Consider the following 25175-nt stretch of genomic DNA (forward strand, 5'->3'; position numbering starts at 1 on the left):
CGTCAGTCGGACATGACGTGCAGCTGCCGCGCGGCCTCGGCGACCGAGCCGGACAGCGACGGGTAGACCGTGAAGGCGTGCGCGACGTCGTCGACGTTGAGCCGCTTCTCCACCGCCAGCGTGACCGGGTAGATGAGCTCGCTGGCCCGGGGGGCCACGACGACCCCGCCGATGACGGTGCCGGACCCGGTGCGGCAGAACAGCTTCACGAACCCGTCGTGGATGCCGAGCATCTTGGCGCGCGCGTTCGTGGCCAGCGGCAGCTTGACGATGTCGCCCTGCGCCTCACCGGAGTCGATCTGCGCCTGCGTCCAGCCGACGGTGGCGATCTCGGGCGAGGTGAACACCGTGGAGCTCACCGACCGCAGCGCGAGCGGGCGCACGGCCTCCCCCAGCGCGTGCCACATGGCGATCCGGCCCTGCATGGCCGCGACCGAGGCCAGCGGGAACACCCCCGTGCAGTCCCCCGCCGCGTAGACGCCGCGGGCGGAGGTGCGCGACATCTTGTCGACCTCGATGTGCCCGGAGTCGGTGGTCCAGACGCCGGCCTCGGCGAGACCGAGGTCCTCGGTGTTCGGCAGGGCCCCGACGGCGACGAGGCAGTGCGAGCCCTCCACCGTGCGGCCGTCGGCGAGCGTCACCGTCACCGAGTCGCCGTGGCGCACCACGGACTCGGCGCGCGAGCGGGACATGACCGTCATGCCGCGACGGTGGAACACCTCCTCCAGCACCTCGGCCGCGTCGGCGTCCTCCCCGGGCAGGACCCGGTCGCGGGAGGACACGAGCGTCACGTGCGCGCCGAGCGCGTCGTAGGCGTTGGCGAACTCGGCGCCCGTGACGCCGGAGCCGACGACGATGAGGTGCTCCGGCAGCTCCTCGAGGTCGTAGACCTGCTTCCAGGTGAGGATCCGCTCGCCGTCGGGCTGGGCGTCGGGCAGCGTGCGGGGGCGGGCGCCCACGCTGATGAGCAGGACGTCGGCCTCGACGCGCTCCCCGGCGTCGTCGCCGTCGACGACCTCGATGGCCTCGGTGCCGTCCAGGCGCGCGCGGCCGGACAGGACGGTCACGCCCTCCTTCTCCAGCCGGGCGCGGATGTCGTGGGACTGCGCGGAGGCGAGCGCCTTGACGCGCTGGTTGACGCGGCCGATGTCGACGGTCACGGACCCCTCGGCCTCGTGGTCGTCGGTCCCGCCGCCGGGGAAGCGCACGCCCAGCTCGGTCGCCCCGGACACCGTGGCCATGATCTCGGCCGTGGCGATGAGGGTCTTCGAGGGCACGACGTCGGTGAGCACGGTGGAGCCGCCCAGGCCGTGGCTCTCCACGACCGTGACGTGGGCGCCGAGCTGCGCGGCGACCAGCGCCGCCTCGTAGCCGCCGGGGCCACCGCCGAGGATCGCGACGCGCTGCTGGTTGCCGAGCGAGGACGAGGAGAAGGGGCTCACGCCCCCATGGTCGCGCAGCGCGGCGTCCTGGTCACCCCCGACCCGTCACCGTTCCCCGGCTCGTCACCCCCCGGCCGTCACCCCGACCGGTCACCCCCGACCGGTCACCCCGGACGGCCCCAGGGCCTACGCTCATGCCCCGTGCCCGCCTACGCCGCGTACGCGACCAACCTCGACCCCGAGAAGATGTCGCAGAAGGCCCCCCACTCACCCCTGCGCTCGACGGGCTGGCTGACGGACTGGCGCCTGACCTTCGGTGGCGAGGACCGCAGCTTCCAGGGCCCCATCGCCACCGTCGTCGAGGCGCCGGGCGAGCAGGTCTACGTCGCCCTGTACGACCTCACGGAGGCCGACGAGGCCCGCCTCGACGCGGCCGAGGGCATGCAGATGGGCCTGTTCCGCAAGATCCGCGTGCGCGTGCAGACCCTCGACGGCGACGTCGTCGCCTGGACGTACGCCCTCGACGACTACGAGGGCGGGCTACCCACGGCCCGCTACCTGGGCGGGCTCGCGGACGCCGCCGAGGCGGGCGGCGCGCCCCACGACTACGTGCTCGCGATGCGCGCGCGGCCCTGCCGCTCCAACGACGCCTGAGACACCCGACCACCCCGGCGCCGCGGACGGCGGCCGATCTACAGTGACGCCGTGACCGACGACGCCACGCAGGACCTCTTCCGCTCGACGGACCCCTTCGCGCTGGCGGCCACGGCCGCCGCCCGCATCGCCGAGCTGACGGGCGTCGAGCGCCACGACGTCGCGCTCGTGCTCGGGTCTGGCTGGGCCGGGGCCGGTGCGGAGATCGGCGAGGTCGTCGCCGAGGTCCCCGCCACCGACGTCCCCGGGTTCTCCGCCCCCGCCGTCGTCGGGCACACCGGGTCGATCACGTCGCTGCGGGTCGAGGTCGCCGGCGGCGAGGCGCTGCACGCGATCGTCCTGCCGCGCACCCACGTCTACGAGGGCCGCGGCGTCCGCGCCGTCGCCCACGGCGTCCGCACGGCCGCGGCGGCGGGCTGCCGCACCATCGTGCTGACCAACGGCTGCGGCGGCCTCGACCCGGTCATCCCCGCCGGCTCCCCCGTGCTCATCGCCGACCACCTGAACTTCACGGGCACCTCGCCCCTGGAGGGCGCCACCTTCGTCGACATGACGGACCTGTACTCCGCGCGCCTGCGGGGCCTCGCGCGGGGCATCGACCCGGACCTGCCCGAGGGCGTCTACTGCCAGTTCCGCGGCCCGCAGTACGAGACCCCCGCCGAGGTGCGCATGGCCGGGATCCTCGGCGGCGACCTCGTGGGCATGTCGACGGCGCTGGAGGCCGTCGCGGCCCGCCACGTGGGCCTCGAGGTCCTCGGGCTGTCGCTCGTGACCAACCTCGCCGCCGGGGTCTCCGACGAGCCGCTCTCGCACGCCGAGGTCCTGGAGGCCGGCCGCGAGGCCGCCCCCCGCTGCGCGCGCCTGCTGGCCGGGATCGTCCCGCTGCTCTGAGCACGCCGCCGCCGCCTCGGGCGGCGGCGCGGATCAGGCGTGCGCGGCGAGCACGAGGTCCAGCGCGGCCGCGGGAACGCCGCGGCCGTCGCTGCGCGGCCAGTGCACGGACACCTCGTCGTAGCCGGCCGCCTCGAGCCCCGCGGTGAACGCCGCGTAGGCGTCCGCGTCGGCGAAGGGCGCGTGGTCGTCGAGGCCGACCTGCGCGATGCGCCGCAGCTGCCTGCCGGGCGCGTGCTCGGCGAGGGCCGCGTCCATCGCGGCGCCGAGCTCGGCGTAGTCGGAGTAGGTGACCCACCCCTGCCCGAGCCGGGCCGCGAGCCGCAGGGCCCGCGGCCCCACCGCCGCGACGGTGATCGGCACCCGCGGCCGCTGGACGCAGCCGGGGATGGTGCGGGCGTCGACGGCCGCGTAGTGCTCGCCGCGGTGGTCGGTGACCGGCTCCTCGAGCAGCCGCGCGAGCAGCGTCGTCCACTCCACGAACCGCTCGCTGCGCCGGCGCGGCGTCAGCGCCGGTTCCCCGAGCACGCTCGCGTCGGCCGCCGGGGTCCCCGCGCCGACCCCGAGCTCGAAGCGCCCGGCGCAGACGTGGTCCAGCGTCATGACCTCCTTGGCGAAGGGTACGGGGTGCCGGAAGTTCGGCGACGCCACCTGCGTGCCGAGCCGGATCCGCGACGTGCTCGCCCCAGCCGCCGCGAGCAGCGGCACGGCGCCGAACCACGGCCCGTCTCGCATGTCCCGCCACGAGAGGTGGTCGTAGGTCCAGGCCGTGCGCACCCCGGAGCCCTCGGCGTCGCGGACCTGCGCGACGAAGTCGGCCGGGGCCACGTCGGGCAGCACGATGACGGACAGGTCGAGGCTCACGCCGCCGACTCTAGGGCGGCGGCTCAGCGAGCCGCGGCCCGCTTGTACTGCCGCGTCGCGAGCGGCACGAAGACCAGCAGGATGACGGCGATCCACAGCAGCGTGTAGGGCACCGCGTGCTGCAGGGGCCAGCTGCCCGCCGGGTAGCCGGGCGGCAGGTTGCCGAACTGCTCGCGCGCCGCCCGCACGAGGGAGGACACGGGGTTCCACTCGGCGATCGTCCGCAGCACGGCCGGGAAGTTCTGCGTCGGCGCGAACGTGTCGGCGACGAAGGTGATCGGGAAGATGGTGATGAACGTGAGGTTGTTGAACGCCTCGGGCGTGCGCACGATCAGCCCGAGCAGCGCCATGATCCAGGACACGGCGTAGGCGAACAGCAGGAGCAGCACGAAGCCGACGGCCGCGTCGAGGAACGACGTGCGGATCCGCCAGCCGACGACCAGGCCGGTCGAGACCATGATGATGACGACCAGCACGTTGGTGATGACGTCGGACGCCGTGCGCCCCACCAGGACCGCGGACTGCGCCATGGGCAGCGAGCGGAACCGGTCGATGATCCCCTTCTGCATGTCGTCGGCCAGGCCGGAGCCCGTGATGGTCGCCCCGAAGATGACGGTCTGGGCGAAGATGCCCGGCACCAGGAACTCCTTGTAGTCCACCCCGGGCACGGCGATGGACCCGCCGAACACGTAGGCGAACAGCAGGATGAACATGATGGGCGAGATGAGCGTGCCGACGAGGAGGTCGGGGATCCGCTTGATCTTGATGATGTTCCGCTTGGCGATGACCGAGCTGTCGGCCAGCACCATCCCGATCGAGCTCACGCGTGGGCCTCCTGCGTCCTCGTGGCGTCCCTGTCGTCGTCGGCGTCCGCGCCGGCGACCTCCTCGGCCGGGCGGCCGGTCAGGGTGAGGAAGACGTCGTCCATGGTGGGCCGGCGCAGCCCCGCGTCGAGCGGGACGATGCCCGCCGCCGCGAGCCGGCTCAGCGCCTCGACGAGGTCGGCCGTCCCGCCGCTGACCGACGCGGTGACGCGCCGGGCGCGCTGCTGGACGACGACGTCGCGCCCGACGAGGTCGCGCAGGACCCGCTCGGCCTCGCGCAGCTCGCGGTCGCTCGCGAGGACCACCTCGATGCGCTGGCCGCCCACCTGGGTCTTCAGCTCGTCGGCCGTGCCGCGCGCGATGACCCGGCCGTGGTCGATGACGATGATGTCGTCGGCCAGGCGCTCGGCCTCCTCCAGGTACTGGGTGGTCAGCAGCAGGGTGGTGCCCCGCCCGACCATCGCCGACAGCAGCTCCCACATGTCGTTGCGGCTGCGCGGGTCGAGGCCCGTGGTCGGCTCGTCGAGGAACAGGACCGGCGGGTCCGCCACCAGGGCGCCGGCGAGGTCGAGGCGGCGGCGCATGCCGCCGGAGTAGGTCTTCGCGACCCGGTCGGCGGCGTCGGTGAGCGCGAACTGCTCCAGGAGCTCGCGCGCCCGCTCCCGGGACTTCTTCCGGCCCAGGTGGTACAGCCGCCCCACCATGTCGAGGTTCTCGAACCCCGTGAGGTTCTCGTCGACCGCGGCGTACTGCCCCGACAGCCCGATGCGCCGGCGGACCTCGCGCGGGTCGGCCACCACGTCCACGCCCGCGACGGTGGCCGTGCCCCCGTCGGGCACGAGCAGCGTGGTGAGCATCCGCACCGTCGTCGTCTTGCCCGCCCCGTTCGGTCCCAGCAGCGCCAGGACCGTCCCCTCCGGGACCTCGAGGTCGACGCCCGCGACCGCCGTCACGTCGCCGTAGCGCTTGACCAGCCCTCGTGCCACCACAGCGTCTGCCATGGTCCTGACAGTAGGTGCCCCCACCGACACGTCGCCTCCCTGTTCCCGTCGTCCGTCGAGGGGGTGGACCGGCGGGTGGCGCGGAAGTCATCGGTGCGGCGGCGCGCGGTCGGCGACGGTGGTCGGCGGGCCTCAGCCGGTGCTGCGCAGCACGCCCATCATGGCCAGCTCGTCGTCGAGGAGGTCGCCGGTGCGCACGCACGCCGCCAGCCCCGCGCGCAGGCCGTCGGCGTCCAGGCCCGCGCCGACGAGCACGAGCTCGGTGCGGTGCGGGCGCCCCGCCGGCCACGCGGTCCGCTCGAAGCGCACGGCCGCACCCACCGCGTGTAGGACGAAGCGCTGCTCGTGCCCGCGCACCGCGAAGCGCACGAAGCCCTTGACGCGGAACACCCCCGAGGGCCGGGCGTCGAGGAACGCGACGAACGCCCGGGGGTCCAGCGGCTCGTCGGACGTGAACGCGACGCTGTCGTAGAGGGCGTGCAGGTGCTCGCCGTGCGACCCGTCCGCGGCCCCGTCCTCCGCTGCTCCGTCCGCGTCGTCGACCACCTCGCCCAGCGCGAGCTGGCGCTGCCGCGGCGGCGGCCGGTCGAACAGCAGCCGCGCGTCGAGCTCGCCGCGGGCCGCGGGGACCACGGGCGCCCACGGGTTCAGCTGCCGGCAGCGGGCGACGAGCGCCTCGACGGCCGCGGGCCCGACCAGGTCGGTCTTCGTGACGAGCACGACGTCGGCCATGCCGACGTGGTCGGCGAGGACCGGGTGGCGCCGCAGGGTCGCGTCGAACTCGACCGCGTCGACCGCCACGACCAGCCCGCCGTAGGTCACGCCGGGCACCGCCGAGGTGAGCACCTGGCGGACCATGGCCCCGGGCTCCGCCACGCCGCTGGCCTCGATGACGATCGCGTCGAGCGGCTCCCCCGGGCGGCGGGTGAGGGCCGTGAGCAGCTCGTCGACGCTGCCGTCCTCGGTGCTGCAGCAGAGGCAGCCGTTCTCCAGGGACACCGTGCTGTCCGCCCAGCCCGCGACGAGGAGCGCGTCGATGCCGACGGCCCCGAAGTCGTTGACGACGACGCCGAGGCGCACGTCGGTGGCCGAGCGCAGCAGCTGGTTCAACACGGTCGTCTTGCCCGCGCCGAGGAACCCCGCGAGCACGACCACCGGCACCTGCGCGACCACGACCGCTCCTCCCCCGCTGCCCGCGCAGCACCCGCCCAGGGTCCACCACGGCCCAGGGTCCCCCGCGGCGGGGCGGCACCCCCGCGCGGGGCCCGCCCGCCCTAGGCTCGCGCGGTGAGCACGCCCGCCCTGACCGAGGACCTGCGGCGCCGGGCGGAGGCCTGGCTGACCGACGATCCGGACGACACCGACCGCGCCGAGCTGTCGGCCCTGCTGGGGGCCGCAGCCGCCGGGGACGCCGCGGCCGCGGCCGACCTCGCCGGCCGGTTCTCCGGCGCCCTGGAGTTCGGCACCGCGGGGCTGCGCGGCGCCGTCGGGGCCGGGGAGCACCGGATGAACCGCGCGGTCGTGCAGCGCGCGGCGGCGGGGCTCGGGGCCTGGCTCACGGCCCGCCTCGACCGGCCCCGCGTCGTCGTGGGCCTCGACGCCCGGCACCGCTCGCGGGAGTTCGCCGACGACTCGGCCGCGGTGCTCACGGCCGCGGGCTGCGAGGTCCTGCTGCTGCCCGGTCCGCTGCCCACGCCGGTGCTGGCGTTCGCGGTGCGCCACCTGGGCGCCGACGCGGGCGTCATGGTCACGGCGAGCCACAACCCCAAGCAGGACAACGGGTACAAGGTCTACCTCGGGGGCCGGGCGAGCGACGACGACGGCCGTGGCGTGCAGATCGTCCCGCCCGTGGACGCGGAGATCGCCGCGGAGATCGCCGCGGTCGGGGCGCTGCGGGACCTGCCGCGCGCCGACGGCGGCTGGCGCGTGCTCGGCGAGGACGTCGTGGCCGACTACCTGACCGCCGTCACGACCGCGCTCGCTGACGGCGGTGGCGGTGGTGCTGGTGGGGCGACCGCCGGCCGCGGCCCGCGCGTGGTCGTCACCGCCCTGCACGGCGTCGGCGGCCCCGTCCTCGTCGAGGCGCTGCGGCGCAGCGGGTTCGAGGACGTGCACGTCGTGGCGGAGCAGTTCGAGCCCGACCCGGAGTTCCCGACCGTGGCGTTCCCGAACCCCGAGGAACCCGGCGCGCTGGACCGGGCGCTGGCCCTGGCCGCCGACGTCGGCGCCGACCTCGTGCTCGCCGTCGACCCGGACGCGGACCGCTGCTGCGCCGCGGTGCCCGGCTCCGAGGGCTGGCGCGTCCTGACGGGCGACGAGCTCGGCGCGGTGCTGGGCGACCGGCTGGCGCAGGACGGCGCCGTCCTGGCCTGCTCGATCGTCAGCTCGCAGCTCCTCGCCGCCGTCGCGCGGGCCCGCGGGGCGCGGTTCTCCCCCGCCCTCACGGGGTTCAAGTGGATCGCCCGCGTCCCGGGCCTGACGTTCGGCTACGAGGAGGCGCTCGGCTACTGCGTCGCCCCGGACGTCGTGCGCGACAAGGACGGCGTCTCCGCGTCCGTGCTCGTGGCCGGGGTCGTCCGCGACGGGCTGCGCACCGGCCGGACGCTGCTGGACCTGCTGGACGACCTGGCCCGCCGCCACGGCGTGCACGCCACGGGCCCCGTCTCGCTGCGCGTGGCCGACCTCGCCCTCATCCCCGCGGCGATGGGGCGCCTGCGGGCGGACCCCCCGCGGACCCTCGGCGGCTCGGCCGTGACCGGCGTCGACGACCTCACCGACGGCGGTGACGGCCTGCCGCCCACCGACGGGCTGCGCTTCCGCACGGCGGGCGGCGCGCGGGTCGTGGTGCGGCCCAGCGGGACCGAGCCGAAGCTCAAGTGCTACTGCGAGGTGGTCGTGCCCGTCGCGGCGGACGTCGACGGGCCCGGCCTCACCGCCGCGCGCGCCGAGGCGTCGGCCCGGCTGGACGCGCTGCGCGCCGACGTCGCCGCCGCGACCGGCCTGCAGGGCCCGCGGTGACGGAAGCTCCCGACGTCCTGCTGCGCGACGTCGTCCTGGACGGCGCGCACCGCGACGTCCTGCTGTCCGGCGGCCGGGTCGCGGCCGTCGGCGACCGGCTGTCCGCGGGCACCGTCGCCGGGGGCGTGGTGGTCGACGCCGGGGGCGCGGTGCTGCGGCCGGGGCTGCGCGACGAGCACGTCCACCTGACGCAGTGGGCCACGGCGCGGCGCCGGGTCGACGTCAGCGCGGCGGGTTCCGCGCGGCACGTCGCGGAGCTCCTCGCGCAGGCGGCACCCGCCGTGGACGGGCTGCTGGTCGGCCACGGGTTCCGCGACGCCCTGTGGGCCGAGCCGCCCCACCGCGAGCTCCTCGACGCGGCGCTGCCCGGCCGCCCCGTCGTGGTCGTCAGCCAGGACCTGCACACGGTGTGGGTCAACTCCGCTGCGGCGCAGCGCTTCGGGGTCACCGAGCCGAGCGGGGTCCTGGTCGAGGGCCCCGCGATGGACCTCATCGCCGCCGCGGGCGACGTGGAGGCCGACGTGCTCGACGGCTGGGTCCTGGCCGCGACCGACGCCGCCGCGGCTCGCGGCGTCACCGGTGTCGTCGACCTCGAGTACGCCCCGCCCGGCGACTGGGTGCGCCGCACCGCGACCCGCCCGCCCGGGGTGCGGGTGCGGGTCGGGATCTGGCCGGAGTTCCTGCCGGGCGTCGTCGAGGCGGGCCTGCGCAGCGGTGACCCGCTGCCCGGGCTCCTCGACCCGCTGACGCGCGACCGGCTGAGGACCGGGCCGCTGAAGCTCTTCGTCGACGGCTCCCTCGGCACCCGCACGGCGTTCTGCCACGACCCCTACCCGGACGTCGAGGGACCATCGGCAGCGGGTGCGGCGCCGCGGCACGGCCTGCTGCGCCTCAGTCCGCAGGAGCTCCGGCAGCAGCTGCGACGCGCGCACGACGCGGGCCTGGACCTCGCGGTCCACGCCATCGGCGACGCCGCGGTGACGGTGGCGCTGGACGCCTTCGAGGCCGAGGGGGTGGGTGGCCGGATCGAGCACGCCCAGCAGGTGGGCCCGGCCGACGTGCCCCGCTTCGCCGCGCTGGGCGTCGTCGCGAGCGTCCAGCCCCGCCACGCGGTCGACGACCGCGACGCGTGCGACGTGCACTGGGCCGCGGGCGTGGACCGCGCGTTCCCCTACGCCGCGCTGCTCGCCGCGGGCGCCGAGGTCGTCCTGGGTTCCGACGCCCCCGTCGCCCCGCTGGACCCGTGGGACGCCGTGGCGAGCGCCGTGCACCGCTCCCTCGACGCCCGCCCCGCCTGGCACCCCGAGCAGCACCTGTCCCTCGACGACGCGCTGGCCGCGGCGTCCGGCGGGCGCCGCGGCGTGCGGGTCGGCGAGGTCGCCGACCTCGTCCTGCTCGCCCGGGACCCCGCCGCGGTGCTCGCCGACGGGGGCCCGGACGCGCTGCGCCGCAGCGAGGTCCTGGCGACGCTGGTGGGCGGCGCGTTCACGCACCGCGCCGGCGTCTGAGGGGGTTCAGCCGGCCAGCACCGGGTGCGCGCGGTGGAACCCCGTCACCTGCTGGAAGGCGTGCGCCGCCTGCAGCAGCAGCGGTTCGCCGAGGTCCGTCGCGACGAACTGGAACCCGATCGGGGTGCCCCGGTCGGTGAAGCCGCAGGGCAGGGTGATCGTCGGGTTCCCCGCGACGTTGAAGGGGCTGGTGGGCTTGGTGATCGCCTCCAGCAGCGGCTTGTCGGTCGCGAGGGAGGTGATCTGCGCGGTGGTCGGCGAGGCGACGCCGACCGCGGGCACGACCACCAGGTCGACGTCGCGGAAGAACCGGCGCAGGCGGCCGGTGAAGTCGCGCCGCCGCTGCAGGATCCGCTGGTAGTCGATGCCCGAGCGGGACCGCCCGACCTCGATGAGGTGGGTCAGCGCGGTGCCGTACTCACCGGCGCGCGCGGGGTAGGTCGCCTCGTGGGCCAGCGCCGTCTCGATGCCGCAGTGCGCCTCCCAGTCGGCGACCACCCCGGACACGTCGGGCAGCCGGACGTCGCTGACGGTCCAGCCCAGCCCGCGCAGGACGGCCACGACGGCGTCGAGCGCCTCCCGCGTGGGAGCGTCGAAGGTGCTGCTGAACGAGGGGTCGATGCCCACCCGCGGGAGCACGGGGGTCCCGAGGTCGCCCAGGTAGTCCGGGACCGGCGCGTCGAGGGCCGTCGGGTCCAGCGGGTCGCGGCCGGCGATCGCGGCGAGCAGGGCGGCGCAGTCGGCGGCGCTGCGGGCCATGGGCCCGACGTGGTCCAGGCTGGCGGCGAGCTCGAAGACGCCGTGGCGGCTGACCCGTCCCCAGGTGGGCTTGAGGCCCGTCAGCCCGTTCGCGGCCGAGGGCAGGCGGATCGACCCGCCGGTGTCGGAACCCAGCGAGCCGAAGCACAGCCCGGCCGCCGTCGCGACGCCGGACCCGCTCGAGGAGGAACCCGCCCACGTGTCCGGGTCCCAGGGGTTCAGCGGGGTGGGGAGGTCGGGGTGGTGGTCGGTGTAGGCGCCCTCGGTCATCCGCAGCTTGCCGAGGACGACGGCGCCGGCTTCCCGCAGGCGCCGGACGACCGTCGAGTCCGTGTCGGGGACGACGTCGGCGCGCACGACCGTCCCGGCGGCGGACGGGACCCCGGCCACGTCGCACAGGTCCTTGACCGCGACGGGGATGCCGTGCAGCGGACCGCGGTAGACGCCGCGGTCGAGTTCCCGCTCGGCCGCGAGGGCGGCGGCCGAGGCCGCCTCCTCGAGCACGACGGCGTAGCTGTTCAGGGTCCCGTCGTGGCGGCGGATGCGGTCGAGCATCGAGCGGGTGAGCTCGACCGGGGAGACCCGGCGGGTGCGGACCAGTTCCGCGACGTCGGTGAACGGGGCGAAGGACAGGTCGTCGAGGGCGTCGGGGGACGCGGACGCGTCGGGGGACGTGTTCAGGCTCACGGTGGGGACCTCCTGGGCTCGGTGGGTGCTGCGTGGTGGATCGGTGCGCTGGATCGGTGCGCTGGTGCGGTGCTCTGTCGTGGTGGCGGGGGCGGCGGGTTTCCCCCCCGTGTCGTCGCTGTCAACTTCTCGTGACGGCCCTCCCGCAGGGGGTCACGGCGGACCGGGACCGACCTAGGGTTCGGTCATGGACTGGCAGACGGCCGCGAGCGCGGCGGGTCGGATCGCGGGTGCCGCCGCGCAGGACGCGCCGCAGGGGTTGCGGGCCCTGGAGACCCTCGAGGAGCTGCGCGGGCTGATCCCCTTCCTGGGCGCGTCGCTGAGCGCCTGGGACGAGCAGCGGGGCGAGCACGTCGTGGTGGCGGAGGCCGGCTACCGCGACGAGACCCTGGGCGCCCTGAACGGCCAGTCCTACCTCGACGACCCGACCTGGCACGTCACCTACGGACGACGCGTCCCGGTCCCCTGGCGCGACATGCCGTTCGCCCCGGAGGAGTCGCCGATCATCCGCGACAGCCTCCTGCCCTGCGGCTACCGGGAGGGGATGACGGCCCCCTTCTTCCGCTCCGACGGCGGGTACTCGGGGATGCTCACGCTCAACACGGACTCCGTGTCCGAACCCTCCGAGGCGGCGCTGGAGATGCTCCGCCTGCTCTCCCCCCGGTTGTCCGACGTGGTGGACGGGGCGCCCGCGGCGAGCACCCCGTCCGGCCCCGGCCCCGGCCAGCACCGCCTCGCGGTCTCCGCCGGTGGTCTCTGCACCCCGCTCGACGACGACCGCGTCCCCCCGCCCGAACTCGTCGAGACGATCCGCGGCTGCCTGCGCGCCGGCCCCGGTGCGGCGAGCTTCCTCGTCTGGGAACGCGGCGAACGGCTGCCGTGGCACGTCGCCGTCGAGACGGCGGCCGAGGCGGGACTCGCCGGCATCGTCACCTGCACGCGCAGTTCCGTCCCCGAGCGGCTCTCCCGCCGCGAGCTGGAGGTCCTCGCGGGACTCGTCGTCGGTCTGTCGAACCAGGAGATCGCGGACGCGCTGCGAGCGAGCCGCCGCACGATCTCGACGCACGTCGAGCACATCCTCGCCAAGCTCGGGGTGCGCAGCCGCACCGAGGCGGCCACCCGCGCGGCGCGCGAGGGGCTGCACCTGCCCGGGGCCCTGCTCACCGCCACCTGAGGAGCTCACGGCAGCAGCACCTCCTCGGCCCACGCCACGGCCGCGTCGACCGCACCGCGCAGCGCCGAGCCGTCCCGGGCGCAGATCCGCACCGCGACCCCGGCGCCGCCGGGCAGTCCGCTCACCGCCGCGACGGCGGGCGCCCCCGTCGAGACGTCGCCCGGGTGCGGGAACCCCTCCGCCCACCCGGTGGCCCGGCCCGGGGCGAGGACGTGCACGACCGAGAACGCCGGCCACCGGTGCAGGCTGGCGGGAACCCCGTCGAGGTGCGTGCGCTCGACGACCACGGGCTCGGCGTCCGGTGCGGTGGCGACCTCGAGCAGCGACCCGAGCACGGGGGCGGGCGCCCCGCGGTCCAGGCAGGAGGGGTGCAGCACGGTCGCGTCGACGGTCACCGCGGTCGCCCCCGGCTCGAGGAGGACCGTGACGTCCTGCTCCAGCCGGGCCCGCGGCAGGAGGATCCGCACCCCCGGCCGGTGCAGCAGCCCACCACCGCGGCGCACCCGCAGGGTGGTCGACTCCGCGGCCGGCCCGCGGCCCGCGACCCCGTGCACGAGAACGGCTCCCTGCCCGAGGACCCGGGGCCGGACGCCCTCGCCGACCACGACCCGCTGGCGGCGCACGTCACCGGGGTGCGTCCCGCCCCCGGCCTGCTGGACGACCAGGCAGCCCGCGCGCGGGCCCCGGGCCGGGCCCCCGGCGGCGCTCTCCCCCGCCACCGGGTCGACGAACAGCCGGCCGACGACGAACGGCCACCGGCAGCGGCGCCCGAGGAGGCGGACGCGTCCCCCGGCCGCGGCGAACTCCAGGTCGAGGTCGAGGTCGGGGCCGGCGTCGGGTCCCGGGTTCCGCACGTCCTCGCGGACGCGCGGGCGGACGGGCAGGTCGAGGACGCTCACGCGAACAGCACCTCGCGGTCCAGCAGGTCGACGACCGCCTCGACGCCGACCCCCGCGCGCAGGTCCGTGCAGAGGACCGGGCGGCCGTCGCGCACCTCCGCCGCCTCCCGCAGCATCCTCGGCAGGTCGGCGCCGACGTGCGGCGCCAGGTCGACCTTGTTGACGACGAGCAGGTCGGCGCGCACGACGCCCGGCCCGCGCTTGCGGGGGATGTCGTCGCCACCGGCCACGTCGATGACGAACATCCAGTAGTCCACGAGGTCGCGCGAGAACGTCGAGGCCAGGTTGTCCCCGCCGCTCTCCAGCAGGACGACCTCGGTGCCCGGGTGCTCGCGCTCGAGGCGGTCCGCCGCGGCGAGGTTCAGCGACGGGTCCTCGCGGATGACGGTGTGCGGGCAGCCGCCCGCCTCCACCGCGAGCACCCGCGCGGGGTCGATGAGGCCCGAGCGGCGCACCCGCTCGGCGTCCTCGGTCGTGACGAGGTCGTTGGTGATGACCGAGACGCTGCGCCCGCGCGTCGCGAACACCGCGAGCAGCCGTTCGACCAGGGCGGTCTTGCCGCTGCCGACGGGCCCGCCGATCCCGATGCGGGCCGCGGGCCGGAACTCGTTCGCCTCGGTCATCGCAGCAGGTACCTCCGGTTCAGGGGGACCCGGCGCGCCGGCGGCGCGTCGAGCAGGACGCCGTCGGCGCGGACCTCGTAGGTCCGCGGGTCGACCTCGACGTGCGGGAGGGCGTCGTTGCGCACCATGTCGGCCTTGCGCAGCCCCCGGACGGAGTCGATCCGGACGACCCGCTTGCGCAGGCCGAGCCGTTCCGCGACCCCGTCGTCGACCGCCAGTGAGGACATGAGCGTCACCCCGAGCTCCGCGGGCGCCCGGCCGTACGCGCCCCAGTTCGGCCGCTGCAGCACGGGTTCGGAGCTGGAGATGCTGCCGTTCGCGTCGCCGAGGGCGGCCCACGCGACGAAGCCCGCCTTCAGGACCATCGCCGGCTTCACGCCGAAGGAGGCCCGCGGCCACAGCACCAGGTCGGCGAGGCGGCCGACCTGCACCGAGCCGAGCAGGTCCCCGGCGCCGACGGAGATCGCGGGGTTCACCGTGTACTTGGCGACGTAGCGCTTGACGCGCTCGTTGTCCGCGCGCTGCGTCGTCTCCTCGGGCAGCCGCCCGGTGCGCTCCTTCATGACGGACGCCAGCTGCCAGCAGTTCGCGATGTTCTCCGCCACGCGGCCCATGCCCTGGGTGTCGCTGCCGAAGATGGAGATCGCTCCGCTGTCGTGCAGGAAGTCCTCGGCGACCATCGTGCCGGGCCGGATGCGGGCCTCGGCGAACGCCACGTCCTCGGGCGACTCGGGGTCCATGAGGTGGGCGACCATCGTCATCGGCACCCCCTCCTCCAGGCCGGCCGCGGTGAACGGGTTCGTGGGGTTCGTCGAGGCCGGGATGACGTTGGGCAGTCCCACGCACCGGATGACGTCCGGGGCGTGGCCGCCGCCCGCACCCTCGACGTGGTACATGTGGATCGTCCGGTCGCCGATCACGTCGAGCGTGCGCTCGGCGAAGCCGAACTCGTTGATGGAGTCGGTGTGCAGGTGCACGGCGAAGTCGTGCGCGTCCGCGGCCCGCAGCGTCGCGTCGATCACCGCGGGGCTCGCCCCGAAGTCCTCGTGGATCTTCACGGCGCCCGCGCCGGCGCGGACGGACTCGACGACCGCGTCGGGGGACGACGCGCCCCGGCCGAAGGCGACGACGTTGACGGGCAGGTCGTCGGCGGCCTGGAGGAACAGGCCGAGGTTCCGGGTGCCGCCGGAACCCACCTCGAACGCCGGCCCGGGACTGCCGCCGATCAGCGTCGTGGTGCCCGTGGCGAGGGCGTGGTCGGCCTGCTGCGGCGAGATCAGGTGCGCGTGCGTCTCGATGCCGCCCGCGGTCACGACCATGCCGTGCGCGGGGATCGGCGTCGTCATGTGCCCGACGACGAGGTCCGGGTGCACCCCCGGCATGACGTCCGGGTTCCCGGCCTTGCCGATCCCGACGATGCGCCCGTCGCGGATGCCGATGTCCGCCTTGACGATGCCCAGCACCGCGTCGACGATCGTCGCCCCGGTGATCACGTGGTCGAGGGCGCCCGACGACGAGGTCGTCGTGGGCCGGTACCCCTCGCCGTCGCGGACGGTCTTCCCGGCCCCGGCGAGGAGCTCGTAGCCGGGCACGGTGAGGTCCCGCTCGATCTCGACGAGGAGGTCGGTGTCGCCCAGGCGCACGAGGTCACCCGTCGTGGGGCCGTGGTTGCGGGCGTGGCGGGCGCGGTCGACGGCGGTCACGCGTCGCCCTGCCGGCCGGCTCCGACGGGCGCACCCGGGCCACCGCGGACCCCGAGGAAACCCTGCTCGGCGGCGCGGCGCTCGGCGTCCTCGAGGGCCCCGGGGGCGTCGAGGGGCCCGTCGACGAGTCCCGCGAACCCGAACACCACGCGGTCCCCGGCCACCGGCACGAGGGCGACCTCGACGGGGATGCCGGGTTCGAAGCGCACCCCGCCGCCCGCGGGCACGTCGAGGGTGCGGCCCCAGGCCGCGCGCCGGTCGAAGTCGAGCGCCGGGTTCACCTCGAAGAAGTGCGTCTGGCTGCGGACCTGCACGTCTCGGTCCCCGGTGTTCAGCACGCTCACGCGGACCCGCTCCACCCCGCCGAACAGCTCCACGGGTTCCGCGCCGACGAACACCTCACCCGGGACGAGCGCACCCTCGGTCCCCGGGATCGGGTCGAAGACGGCGACGAGCTTGGTCCCCTCGGCGAAGGGCGCGTCGACCATGACGACGCGGACCATCTCGGCCACCCCGGGTTCGACCTGGTCGGCGCGCAGCAGGCGGCCCGCGCCGTCGCGCACGTCGGGGTAGTCCGCGCCGCGGCGGGCCGCGAGCATCACCTCGTCGGTCAGGTACGCGACGGCCTCGGGGTGGCTCAGCGGGATCCCCTCGCGGAGGTTGCGGCGGGCGAACTCGGCGGCGAGGAACACCGTCAGGCGTTCCAGCTCGGTGGGCAGGAGGTTCACGGGGTCCTTCCGGTGGCACGGGAGCGGGGGGACTCAGGTGGCGAAGAGGTGCCCGTCCCGGTGCGGGCGCTCGGCCAGCACGTCGACGAGGGGCGTGCAGGTGCTGGGGTGCGGCGGGGGTTCGAGGCGCAGCAGCTGCTCGGCCTCCGCGACGGCGCGGGCGACGACCCGCTGGGCGCCGAGGTGCCCGACGAGCCCGAGCCGGAGCGCGGCCGACGCGGTCTGGGAGACGACGTTCCAGCAGGTGACCGTCTCCACCTGGGCGAGGTCGAGCCCCCGGCCGAGGAGGCACACGGCCTGGGCCGCGACGAGGTGGCCCGGGGACCGGCCCGCGAGGACCGCCTCCCGCAGCGCCGCGGCCGGTGCGCTGCCGAGGGCGTCGAAGGTGCCCAGCAGCGCGAGCCCCGCCTGGCGCGATCCCCGGCGCAGCACGTCGACGACGGAGCTCCGCTCGACCAGGGCGTCGAGGGCCAGCGCCTGCCGCGGGCCGGGGTCGGCGGCGTAGCGGCGCAGGAGGACCCGGTCGAAGGTGTGCCAGCGGTGCCTCAGCTGCTCGGCCAGGAACACGCCGACGCCGTGCTCGTCGAGGACGTGACCCGCGGCCCGCGCCGCCTCCAGCCCGGAGGAGAAGGCGAAGCCCCCGGTGGGGAACGAGGAGTCGGCGAGGGCGAGGACGTGCAGGGCGCCCGCCGGCGGCCCCTCACCCACGGCGCCTCACCCACCGGCCCTCGCGATCGCGCCCGAGTCCAGCAGGTCCGCGACGCGGTCGAGGTAGTCCTGCTCCGGCGCCTGCAGCACGACCTCGAGGACCCCGTCGTCCATCCGGCAGACCCAGTGCAGGTGACCGGCGAGGAACCCCAGCCGCATGGCCGCGGCGGCGCCCTCGGCGCGCAGGCGCAGGCGGGGCGCGGAGCGCGCCCGGACGACCACGACGCGCTGCGGCCCGTCGCCGGCGACCGCGAGGACGCTGCCGTCGCCGAGCGCACTGCCCCGGTCCAGGGCCACGGCGTAGGTGGTCCCGCGCGCGGACGTCAGCCGCAGGCGACGGCGCGGGAGGTCCCCCTCCTCGATGTCGACCTCGTCCACGCCGTCGCGGTGGCGCAGCTCGTGCAGCCGCTCCGCCAGGCCGGGGTCGTCCTCGTGACCGAGGACCTCCGTGAGCGCCACGACCGCCTCCTGCGCGGTGGGACCCACGTCGGTGCTCACGCCGCTGCTCACGGCCGGCCCGCGAGCGTCGGCTCCAGGACGGCGTCCAGCAGCAGCTGCGTCGTCTCCGTCTGCGGGTCGCTGAGGAGCTGGTCGACGGGGCCGCTCTCGACCAGCCGGCCGCGTTCGAGGACGCCCGCGTGGTCGCACATGTGCTCGACGAGGGCGAGGTTGTGCGTCACGAGGAGCAGGGTCAGGCCCCGCTCCGCCTGCAGGTCCTTGAGCAGGTTGAGCACCTGCGCCTGCACGGAGACGTCGAGCGCCGCGGTCGGCTCGTCGAGCACGACGAAGTCCGGGTCGGTGATGAGGGCGCGGGCGATCCCGAGCCGCTGGCGCTGACCGCCGGAGAACTCGTGGATGTAGCGGTCCAGGTGCGCCGCCTCCATCCCCACCCGCTCCACGAGGTCGACCACGCGGCCGTGGACCTCGCGGTCGGGCACGAGGCCGAAGCGGCGCAGCCCGAACCCGATCTGGTCACCGACCGTGCGCCGGGGGTTGAACGCGGACCCGTTGTCCTGGAACACCATCCGCATCCGGCTGCGCAGCGCCTGCACGGCCCGGGGCCGCGCCTTGACGATCTCGGTGCCGTCGAAGTCGACGGACCCGCCGCTGGCGGTCTCCAGCCCCAGGACCATGCGGCCGGTCGTCGTCTTGCCCGACCCCGACTCCCCGATGAGGCCCCACGTCTGCCCGCGGCGGACGTCGAGGGACACCCCGTCCACCGCGACGACCTCGTGGCCGCCGGAACCGCGGAAGACCTTCCGCAGGTCGCGCACGACCAGCAGGTCCTCGTACCGGGACCGCTTGCCGCTGCGGGACTTCTCGATCGCCACGCTCACCCCTCCACTGCCGTCAGGACCTCGGTGAACTCCGGCAGCCTGCGCTGCTGCCGCGGGACCGCCCGCTCGTCGGCCCCCAGCCGCAGCCGCGGCACGGCCTTGACCAGCGCCTGCGTGTACGGGTGCTCGGGGGCGGTGAGGACGCGTTCCGTCGTCCCCGCCTCCAGCACCCGCCCGCGGCGCATCACGGTCACCGTCCGGCACAGGTGCGAGACGACCCCGAAGTCGTGGGTGACGACGAGGATCGCGGTGCCCAGCTCGGCGTTCAGGGACAGCAGCAGGTCGAGGATCTGCTTCTGCACCGTCGCGTCGAGCGCCGTCGTGGGTTCGTCCGCCAGCAGCAGCTCGGGCCGGCAGGCCAGCGCGAGCGCGATGACCACGCGCTGGCGCTGACCACCGCTCAGCTCGTGCGGGTAGGCCCGCAGGCGCCGCTCGGCGTCCGGCAGCGCGACGAGCTGCAGCGACTCCAGGGCCCGCGCCCGCGCCGTCCGGCGGTCGAGCCGCTGGTGGCGCCGCAGGACCTCCACCAGCTGGGCCCCGATCGTGAAGGAGGGGTCGAGGGCGCTGAGGGCGTTCTGCGACACCAGCCCGATGTGCCTGCCGCGCAGGGCGCGCAGCTCCGCCGGCGACTTCTGCAGCAGGTCCTCGCCGCGGAAGAGGATCCGTCCGCTGGTGATCCTCGCGCGCCGCGTGCCGAGCAGCCCGAGGACGGCCAGCGACGTCACGCTCTTGCCGGAGCCCGACTCCCCCACGAGGCCGAGGATCCCGGACTCGGGGACGGACATGTCGGCGTGCGAGACCGCGTGCACGACGCCGCCGTCGGTGTGGAACTCGACGCTCAGGTCCTGCACGTCGAGGAGCGGTGCGGTCACGGCAGGGTCCTCCCTCACGGGAACGGGGACGGGGACGGGGCGCGCCATCAGGTGGTCTGCTTGCGCGGGTCGAGGGCGTCGCGCAGGCCGTCGCCGATGAGGTTGAACGACAGCGCCACGACGAGGATCACCAGGCCGGGGATGGTCGCGACGTGGAACTTGCCCTCGAGCAGGACGGACGCCCCGTCGGAGGTCATGATCCCCCAGTCGGGCGTCGGCGGGATGACGCCGACGCCGAGGAAGCTGAGCCCCGCGGCGACGACGATCATGAGGCCGCACAGCGTGGTCGCGTAGACGAGCAGCGCCGAGACGACGTTCGGCACCAGTTCGCGCAGCAGCAGGTCGCGCGTGGTGGCGCCGGAGGCCCGCGCGGCCTCGACGTACTCCTTGCCGACCTCCTGCACGGTCGTCGTGTACGCGACGCGCGCCATGTAGGGGATGAGGGTGATGCCGATGGCCAGCATCACGTTGCCGAGGCCCGCGCCCAGGACGGCGGCCAGCGCGATGGCGAGCAGCACGAGCGGGAAGGCGAACAGCACGTCGAGCAGCCGCATGATCAGGTCGCCGAGGTGGCCGCGCGTGTAGCCCGCGACCAGGCCGGCCAGCAGCGCGATCGGGAAGACCACCAGCACGGGCACGACCGCCACCGCGAGGGAGTTCCGCCCGCCCCACAGCAGGCGGGAGAGGACGTCGCGGCCCTGCCCGTCCAGCCCCAGGGGGTGGCCGGGCGTCCCGATGCCCTGCAGCCGCAGGCTCGCGTCCCCGGCCGTCGGGCTGAACGGGGCGAGCAGCGGCGCGAACAGCGAGGCGAGCACCACCAGCAGCAGCACGGCGAGCGCGACGACGGCGACCCGGTCGCGGGCGAACGCCCGCACGGCGAGGCGCGTGCGCGAGGGACGCGCGGGCGGCTGGCCGCGGCGCGGCCGCGGGACCCGGGCCACCTCCGGCGCGGTCGGGGCCGTGGCGGGCAAGCCCGTCGGGGCCTCGGTCTCGTTCACGCGCGCACCGCCCGTCGGCTGCGCGGGTCCAGCACGCCGACCGCGGCGTCCGCGAGGAGGTTCACGAGCACGAACGCCACCGCGACGAACAGGACGCCCGCCTGCACGACGGGCAGGTCGCGCTGGGTGATCGAGGTGTAGAGCTGCTGCCCGAGACCCGGCCAGCCGAAGACGACCTCCACGAAGATCACCCCACCGAGCAGGTACCCGACCTGCAGTCCGACGATGTTGACGATGGGCGGCAGGGCGTTGCGCAGCCCGTGCCGCCAGAGGATCGAGGCCTCCGACAGGCCGGAGGCCCGCAGCGTCCGGATGTAGTCCTGCTGGAGCACGTCGACGAAGACGCTGCGCGACATGCGCGCGATGACCGCGAGCGGGACGAGCGCCGCGGTGAAGGCCGGCAGCACGAGGTGGGCGAGGAGGTCCTCGAACCCGCCCGGGTTCCTCGAGTTGTACATGCCCGACGTGGGCAGCAGGTCCAGCGACAGGCCGAGCACGCCGACCAGGACGAGACCGAACCAGTAGACGGGGACGCAGGCCCCCGCCAGGGCGACGAACATCGAGATCCGGTCGAAGAGCCCGTACTGGTGGCGGGCCGCGAGGATGCCGAGCGGGATGCCGACGACGAGGCAGACCAGGAGCGCCGCCCCGGTCAGGACCAGCGTGTTCTCCAGCCGCGGGAGCAGGAGCTGGGAGACGTCCTGGTTGACGGTGAGGGACCGCCCGAAGTCACCGCGCAGCAGGCCCCCGAGGTAGTCGAGGAACTGCACGGCCAGCGGCTTGTCCAGCCCCAGCTGGGCGCGGACGGCGGCGAGCGACTCCTGCGTGGCCCCGGCGCCGAGCACCGCCCGCGCCGGGTCGCCCGGCACCAGCTGCAGCAGCAGGAAGACGATGAGGCTGACCCCGAGGAGCACCAGCACGGTCGAGCCGAGCCGGCGCAGCACGGCGATCACACGTCCTCCAGGCTCACGGAGCGCAGGTCGTACCACTCCTCGCTGGCCGAGACGAAGCCCTTGACGTAGGAGGCCAGGACGTAGGGCGCCTTGTCGTTGACGATGGGGGCGAGGGCGGCGTCGTCGGTGACGATGTCGTTGGCCTGGCGCCAGAGGTCGTTGGCCGTCTCCTCGTCGGTGGCCTGGATGGCCGAGGACATGACGGCGTCCAGCTCGGGGTTGCTGTAGTAGCCGACGTTCGGGCCGTTCGGCGCCTGCAGCGTGCTCGAGGTGACGATGTAGAGCCAGTAGGGCGTCGTCATGCCCCAGGAGATCTGCATCATGCCGACGCCCTCCTGGGCCCCCTTCGCCCAGGTGCTGAGGTAGGAGATCCACTCCTGGGTCTCGATCTTCACCTTGATGCCGACCTCGGCGAGGTTCTGCTGGATGTACTCCGCCATGGGCGCCGGGACGATCTGCCCCGAGCCGTCCACCGACGTCGTCAGGGTCGTCTCGAAGCCCCCGCTGAGCCCGGCCGCGGCCAGGAGGTCCTTCGCGCGGGCGACGTTGCGGCTGTACTCCGCGGTCCGCTCGACGTAGGCCGCGTTGGCCGGGGCCTGGACGTCGTAGGCGGGGTTCACGGTGCCGGCGAGGAGGTTCTTCGCCATCCCCTCGCGGTCGATCGCGAGGTTGATGGCCTGGCGGACCTCCTTGATGCCGGTGTAGCGGTCCTTCATGTTGAACGAGAGGTACCAGACGTGCGGCGGGATCCCCTCGGAGAGCTGGAAGCCGGCCGAGACGAGGCTCGCGACGCTGTCGGGGCTGGGCACCGAGATCATGTCGACGTCGCCGCTGCGCAGGGCGGCCACCCGGGCGGAGGCGTCGGGGATCGGGCGGAACACCACGCCGTCGAGCGCGGGCTTGGTGCCCCAGTAGGTGTCGTTGCGCAGCAGGCTGATGCGCTCGCCGCGGATGCGCTCGTCGAAGGTGAAGGGCCCCGTGCCGACGGGGTGGTCGGCGACGTCCTCGCCGAACTCCTGCAGCGCCTTGGGGCTCATGATGGCGGTGGACCCGTTGCCGCCCTGGGCGAGCATGCGCAGGAACGGCGAGAACGGCTGGCTCATGGTGACGACGACCGTCGCGGGGTCGGGGGCCTGCACGTCGGTGACGAAGGTCCAGATGAAGTTGGTCTGCCCGGCCGCCTTCGCGTTGTACTGCGGCGAGGTCTCGTCCCACATGCGCCGGATGTTGTACTCGACCGCCGCCGCGTCCAGGGCCGTGCCGTCGTGGAAGGTGACGCCCTGGCGGACGTGGAAGGTGTAGACCTTCCCGTCCTCCGACACGTCCCACGACTCGGCCAGGCCCGGGGTCAGCTCCGGCACCGCCGCCTCGCTGGAGGGCGTCGTCAGGTCCTCGTCGACGAGCGCCTCGAAGATCTGGCGGTTGATCCGCCAGGTGACCCAGCCGCCGGCGACCTGGGGGTCGAGGACGTCGGCCTCCGACTCGATGCCGATGACCAGCGTCTGGCTGCCGCCACCGCCGCCCTCACCGCCGCCGCCGCTCCCGCTGCCTCCGCCGCAGGCGGTCGGGACGAACATCGCGGCCAGGCCGGCGGTGACCACACCGCGCCGGCCTACGCGCATCTCGCTCTTGGGCACAGCAACTCCTCGTCAGCGCATCGGGACCCCCGGGGGAAGGTGGTGGTCCGACGCCGCTGGCGGTCCCTCCGGGGTGGTTGCCGGGAACAGTAGGCAGCGTGGCGCGGGCGCGGCAATACGTCGCCGTACGTATGCCGGGGCCGCGGCGACTGCCTCGAAAGCGATTGTTGCGCAGACGTTTCCGGTGCGTGACGAACGCCGCGTACGTCGCTCGACGTATGTCGGCGAGCCGGTTCCCGTGGGTAGCGTCCGGGCACCGCCCCCTCGATCAGACGGAGAAGCAGGATGAGCAGATCCCTGGACGCCGCCGCTCTCGGCGCGCTGGCCACCCTGACCCAGCTCGACATGCCGGTCGAGCGCGCCGTCGCCGCCCTCGCGTCCTACAACGACGCGCTCGTGACCCTGGCCCCGCTGGGCGAGGTCCACCTCGGTGAGACGCCGCCGGCCGCCGCCTTCAACGCAAGCTGGGAGTGATCCGTGGAACCGTACGAGCTGAGCCTGTCCGACGCCGCCGCCGCCATCGCGGCGACGGAGCTGTCCCCCGTCGAGCTCACGGACTCCGTGCTCGGTCGCATCGAGGCCGTCGAGGGCGACCTGAACGCCTTCGTCACCGTCACGGCCGACCTGGCCCGGGCCTCGGCCGCCGCGGCGGCCGAGGAGATCGCGCACGGCGGTCACCGCGGCCCCCTGCACGGGATCCCGATCGCCCTGAAGGACCTCTACGACACCGCGGGCGTCCTCACGACGTCCAGCTCCGCGGTCCGGGCGACGTACGTCCCCGAGCGCGACAGCGCCGTGGCGGAGCGGTTCGCCGCCGCCGGCGCCGTGCTCGTCGGCAAGACCCACACCCACGAGTTCGCCTACGGGGCGACGACCCCGACCACGCGCAACCCCTGGGACACGACCCGCGTGCCGGGCGGGTCCAGCGGCGGCTCCGGGGCGGCCGTGGCGGCGGGTGAGTGCATGGTCGGCATGGGCAGCGACACCGGGGGCTCGATCCGCATCCCCGCGTCGGTGTGCGGGGTCGTCGGCCTCAAGCCCACCTACGGCCGGGTCTCCCGGCGCGGGGTGGCGTCGCTGTCGTGGAGCCTCGACCACGTCGGGCCGCTCACCCGCACCGTGCGCGACGCCGCCCTGACGCTGAACGCCCTCGCGGGCTACGACCGGGCCGACCCGGGGTCGGTCGACCGCCCGGTCCCGGACTTCACCGCCCTCATCGGCCGCGACCTGACCGGGATGCGGGTGGGCGTGCCCACCACCTACTTCACCGAGCGCCTGCAGGACGACGTCCGCGCCTCGGTCGCGGCGTCGGTGGCCCGGCTGGAGGCCCTCGGCGCGACGCTGGTCGAGGTCGAGGTCCCGATGGCCTCGCAGATGGCCGCCGTGGAGTGGGGCCTCATGCTGCCGGAGGCCTCGGCCTACCACCAGGAGGCCCTGCGGGCGACGCCCGAGCTCTTCACGGCCGAGACCCGGGGCCTGCTCGACATCGGGGAGCTGGTCCTCGCGACCGACTACATCAAGGCGCAGCGGGTGCGCGGTCTGGTGCAGGCCGCCTGGGCGGAGATGTTCACCTCGATCGACGTGCTCGCCGCGCCCACGCTGACGTGCACCGCCACCCTGGCCGGCCAGGACGCGGTCACCTGGCCCGACGGCAGCACGGAGAGCCCGACGGGCACGTACGTGCGCTTCTCCCAGCCGGCCAACGTCACGGGCCTGCCGTCGATCACCGTGCCCACCGGGGTGGACGCCGGCGGGCTGCCGATCGGGATGCAGATCGTGGGCCGGCCGTTCGAGGAGGACGTCGTCATCGGGGTGGCGGCCGCCTACGAGGCCGACTCGGGGCTCGGCGGCCAGCTCGCACCGCTGCGCCGCGAGCTCGCCACGGCCTGAACGCAGGAGGTGGTGCGCGCCCGCGGGCGCGCACCACCTCCTCGCCCCGGGGCCGTCAGCCCCGT

Annotated in this window: 24 protein-coding genes; 7 read left to right on the top strand and 17 right to left on the bottom strand. The window is 75.0% G+C overall.

Annotation, left to right across the window (positions count from 1 at the left end):
- Positions 1-2: 2 nt before the first annotated feature.
- Complete coding sequence (locus F1544_RS15280; protein WP_167586885.1) at positions 3-1442, bottom strand: NAD(P)H-quinone dehydrogenase; 1440 nt, start codon at positions 1440-1442, stop codon at positions 3-5.
- A 141-nt stretch (positions 1443-1583) separates the two neighbouring features.
- Between F1544_RS15280 and F1544_RS15285 the strand changes: the two genes are divergently transcribed.
- On the top strand, positions 1584-2036 hold the full coding sequence (locus tag F1544_RS15285) for a gamma-glutamylcyclotransferase family protein (RefSeq protein ID WP_167586887.1): 453 nt from the start codon (positions 1584-1586) through the stop codon (positions 2034-2036).
- Between the two features lie 51 nt (positions 2037-2087).
- A complete protein-coding gene (locus tag F1544_RS15290) occupies positions 2088-2927 on the top strand; it encodes a purine-nucleoside phosphorylase (RefSeq protein WP_308470107.1) in 840 nt (279 codons plus the stop codon).
- A gap of 33 nt (positions 2928-2960) precedes the next feature.
- Here F1544_RS15290 and F1544_RS15295 read toward each other — a convergent pair whose 3' ends face one another.
- The 4 genes from F1544_RS15295 to F1544_RS15310 all read right to left on the bottom strand — a co-directional run bounded on the left by F1544_RS15295 (position 2961) and on the right by F1544_RS15310 (position 6789).
- A complete protein-coding gene (locus F1544_RS15295; protein WP_167586889.1) occupies positions 2961-3791 on the bottom strand; it encodes an LLM class flavin-dependent oxidoreductase in 831 nt (276 codons plus the stop codon).
- Positions 3792-3814: 23 nt separating this feature from the next.
- Positions 3815-4600, bottom strand: coding sequence for an ABC transporter permease (locus F1544_RS15300; RefSeq protein WP_167586940.1), 786 nt, complete (start codon positions 4598-4600; stop codon positions 3815-3817).
- An 11-nt stretch (positions 4601-4611) separates the two neighbouring features.
- A complete protein-coding gene (locus tag F1544_RS15305) occupies positions 4612-5616 on the bottom strand; it encodes an ATP-binding cassette domain-containing protein (protein ID WP_167586892.1) in 1005 nt (334 codons plus the stop codon).
- Positions 5617-5748: 132 nt separating this feature from the next.
- Positions 5749-6789, bottom strand: a complete 1041-nt coding sequence (locus F1544_RS15310; protein ID WP_167586894.1) for a CobW family GTP-binding protein — start codon at positions 6787-6789, stop codon at positions 5749-5751.
- A 114-nt stretch (positions 6790-6903) separates the two neighbouring features.
- Here F1544_RS15310 and F1544_RS15315 point away from each other — a divergent pair, with 114 nt between their 5' ends.
- Entirely contained in the window at positions 6904-8634 is a 1731-nt protein-coding gene (locus F1544_RS15315; RefSeq protein ID WP_167586896.1) for a phospho-sugar mutase, read from the top strand.
- Positions 8631-10142: an amidohydrolase gene (locus F1544_RS15320; protein WP_167586898.1), complete on the top strand. Its 1512-nt coding sequence runs from the start codon at positions 8631-8633 to the stop codon at positions 10140-10142. Before F1544_RS15315 ends, F1544_RS15320 begins: the two co-directional genes overlap by 4 nt.
- 6 nt (positions 10143-10148) lie before the next feature.
- Here F1544_RS15320 and F1544_RS15325 read toward each other — a convergent pair whose 3' ends face one another.
- Complete coding sequence (locus F1544_RS15325) at positions 10149-11588, bottom strand: amidase (RefSeq protein WP_208971952.1); 1440 nt, start codon at positions 11586-11588, stop codon at positions 10149-10151.
- Positions 11589-11775: 187 nt separating this feature from the next.
- Between F1544_RS15325 and F1544_RS24690 the strand changes: the two genes are divergently transcribed.
- Positions 11776-12762, top strand: a complete 987-nt coding sequence (locus F1544_RS24690; protein ID WP_167586900.1) for a helix-turn-helix transcriptional regulator — start codon at positions 11776-11778, stop codon at positions 12760-12762.
- Positions 12763-12767: 5 nt separating this feature from the next.
- On the opposite strand, the gene F1544_RS15335 is transcribed toward F1544_RS24690, so the two are convergent.
- From F1544_RS15335 to F1544_RS15385, 11 genes are read right to left on the bottom strand one after another with little or no spacing between them, the layout of a single operon-like run.
- Positions 12768-13661, bottom strand: a complete 894-nt coding sequence (locus tag F1544_RS15335) for an urease accessory protein UreD (protein ID WP_167586902.1) — start codon at positions 13659-13661, stop codon at positions 12768-12770.
- Positions 13658-14284, bottom strand: a complete 627-nt coding sequence (ureG, locus tag F1544_RS15340; protein ID WP_167586904.1) for an urease accessory protein UreG — start codon at positions 14282-14284, stop codon at positions 13658-13660. Before ureG ends, F1544_RS15335 begins: the two co-directional genes overlap by 4 nt.
- On the bottom strand, positions 14281-15987 hold the full coding sequence (ureC, locus tag F1544_RS15345) for an urease subunit alpha (RefSeq protein WP_167586906.1): 1707 nt from the start codon (positions 15985-15987) through the stop codon (positions 14281-14283). The genes ureG and ureC overlap by 4 nt, the downstream gene beginning before the upstream one ends.
- On the bottom strand, positions 15984-16715 hold the full coding sequence (ureB, locus tag F1544_RS15350) for an urease subunit beta (RefSeq protein WP_167586908.1): 732 nt from the start codon (positions 16713-16715) through the stop codon (positions 15984-15986). Before ureB ends, ureC begins: the two co-directional genes overlap by 4 nt.
- Positions 16716-16748: 33 nt before the next feature.
- Complete coding sequence (locus F1544_RS15355; protein WP_208971953.1) at positions 16749-17423, bottom strand: urease accessory protein UreF; 675 nt, start codon at positions 17421-17423, stop codon at positions 16749-16751.
- Positions 17424-17429: 6 nt separating this feature from the next.
- Positions 17430-17921 (bottom strand): urease accessory protein UreE, encoded by a 492-nt coding sequence (locus F1544_RS15360; protein ID WP_167586910.1) that lies wholly within the window; start codon positions 17919-17921, stop codon positions 17430-17432.
- An 8-nt stretch (positions 17922-17929) separates the two neighbouring features.
- Complete coding sequence (locus tag F1544_RS15365) at positions 17930-18754, bottom strand: ATP-binding cassette domain-containing protein (protein WP_208971954.1); 825 nt, start codon at positions 18752-18754, stop codon at positions 17930-17932.
- 2 nt (positions 18755-18756) lie between these two features.
- Positions 18757-19632, bottom strand: coding sequence for an ABC transporter ATP-binding protein (locus F1544_RS15370; RefSeq protein ID WP_208971955.1), 876 nt, complete (start codon positions 19630-19632; stop codon positions 18757-18759).
- Between the two features lie 47 nt (positions 19633-19679).
- Positions 19680-20630 (bottom strand): ABC transporter permease, encoded by a 951-nt coding sequence (locus F1544_RS15375; protein ID WP_208971956.1) that lies wholly within the window; start codon positions 20628-20630, stop codon positions 19680-19682.
- On the bottom strand, positions 20627-21583 hold the full coding sequence (locus F1544_RS15380; RefSeq protein WP_167586914.1) for an ABC transporter permease: 957 nt from the start codon (positions 21581-21583) through the stop codon (positions 20627-20629). Before F1544_RS15380 ends, F1544_RS15375 begins: the two co-directional genes overlap by 4 nt.
- Positions 21580-23220 (bottom strand): ABC transporter substrate-binding protein, encoded by a 1641-nt coding sequence (locus F1544_RS15385; protein WP_208971957.1) that lies wholly within the window; start codon positions 23218-23220, stop codon positions 21580-21582. Before F1544_RS15385 ends, F1544_RS15380 begins: the two co-directional genes overlap by 4 nt.
- A gap of 285 nt (positions 23221-23505) precedes the next feature.
- On the opposite strand from F1544_RS15385, the gene F1544_RS15390 reads away from it, so the two are divergent.
- Together F1544_RS15390 and F1544_RS15395 are read left to right on the top strand one after the other, a co-directional pair.
- Positions 23506-23694, top strand: coding sequence for a hypothetical protein (locus F1544_RS15390; protein ID WP_167586916.1), 189 nt, complete (start codon positions 23506-23508; stop codon positions 23692-23694).
- 3 nt (positions 23695-23697) lie between these two features.
- Positions 23698-25110 carry an amidase gene (locus F1544_RS15395; RefSeq protein ID WP_167586918.1) on the top strand — a complete coding sequence of 471 codons (1413 nt, stop codon included), beginning with the start codon at positions 23698-23700 and terminating at the stop codon, positions 25108-25110.
- Positions 25111-25175: the final 65 nt, after the last annotated feature.

It is taken from the genome of Kineococcus rubinsiae, assembly GCF_011839805.1.
Lineage (GTDB): Bacteria > Actinomycetota > Actinomycetes > Actinomycetales > Kineococcaceae > Kineococcus > Kineococcus rubinsiae.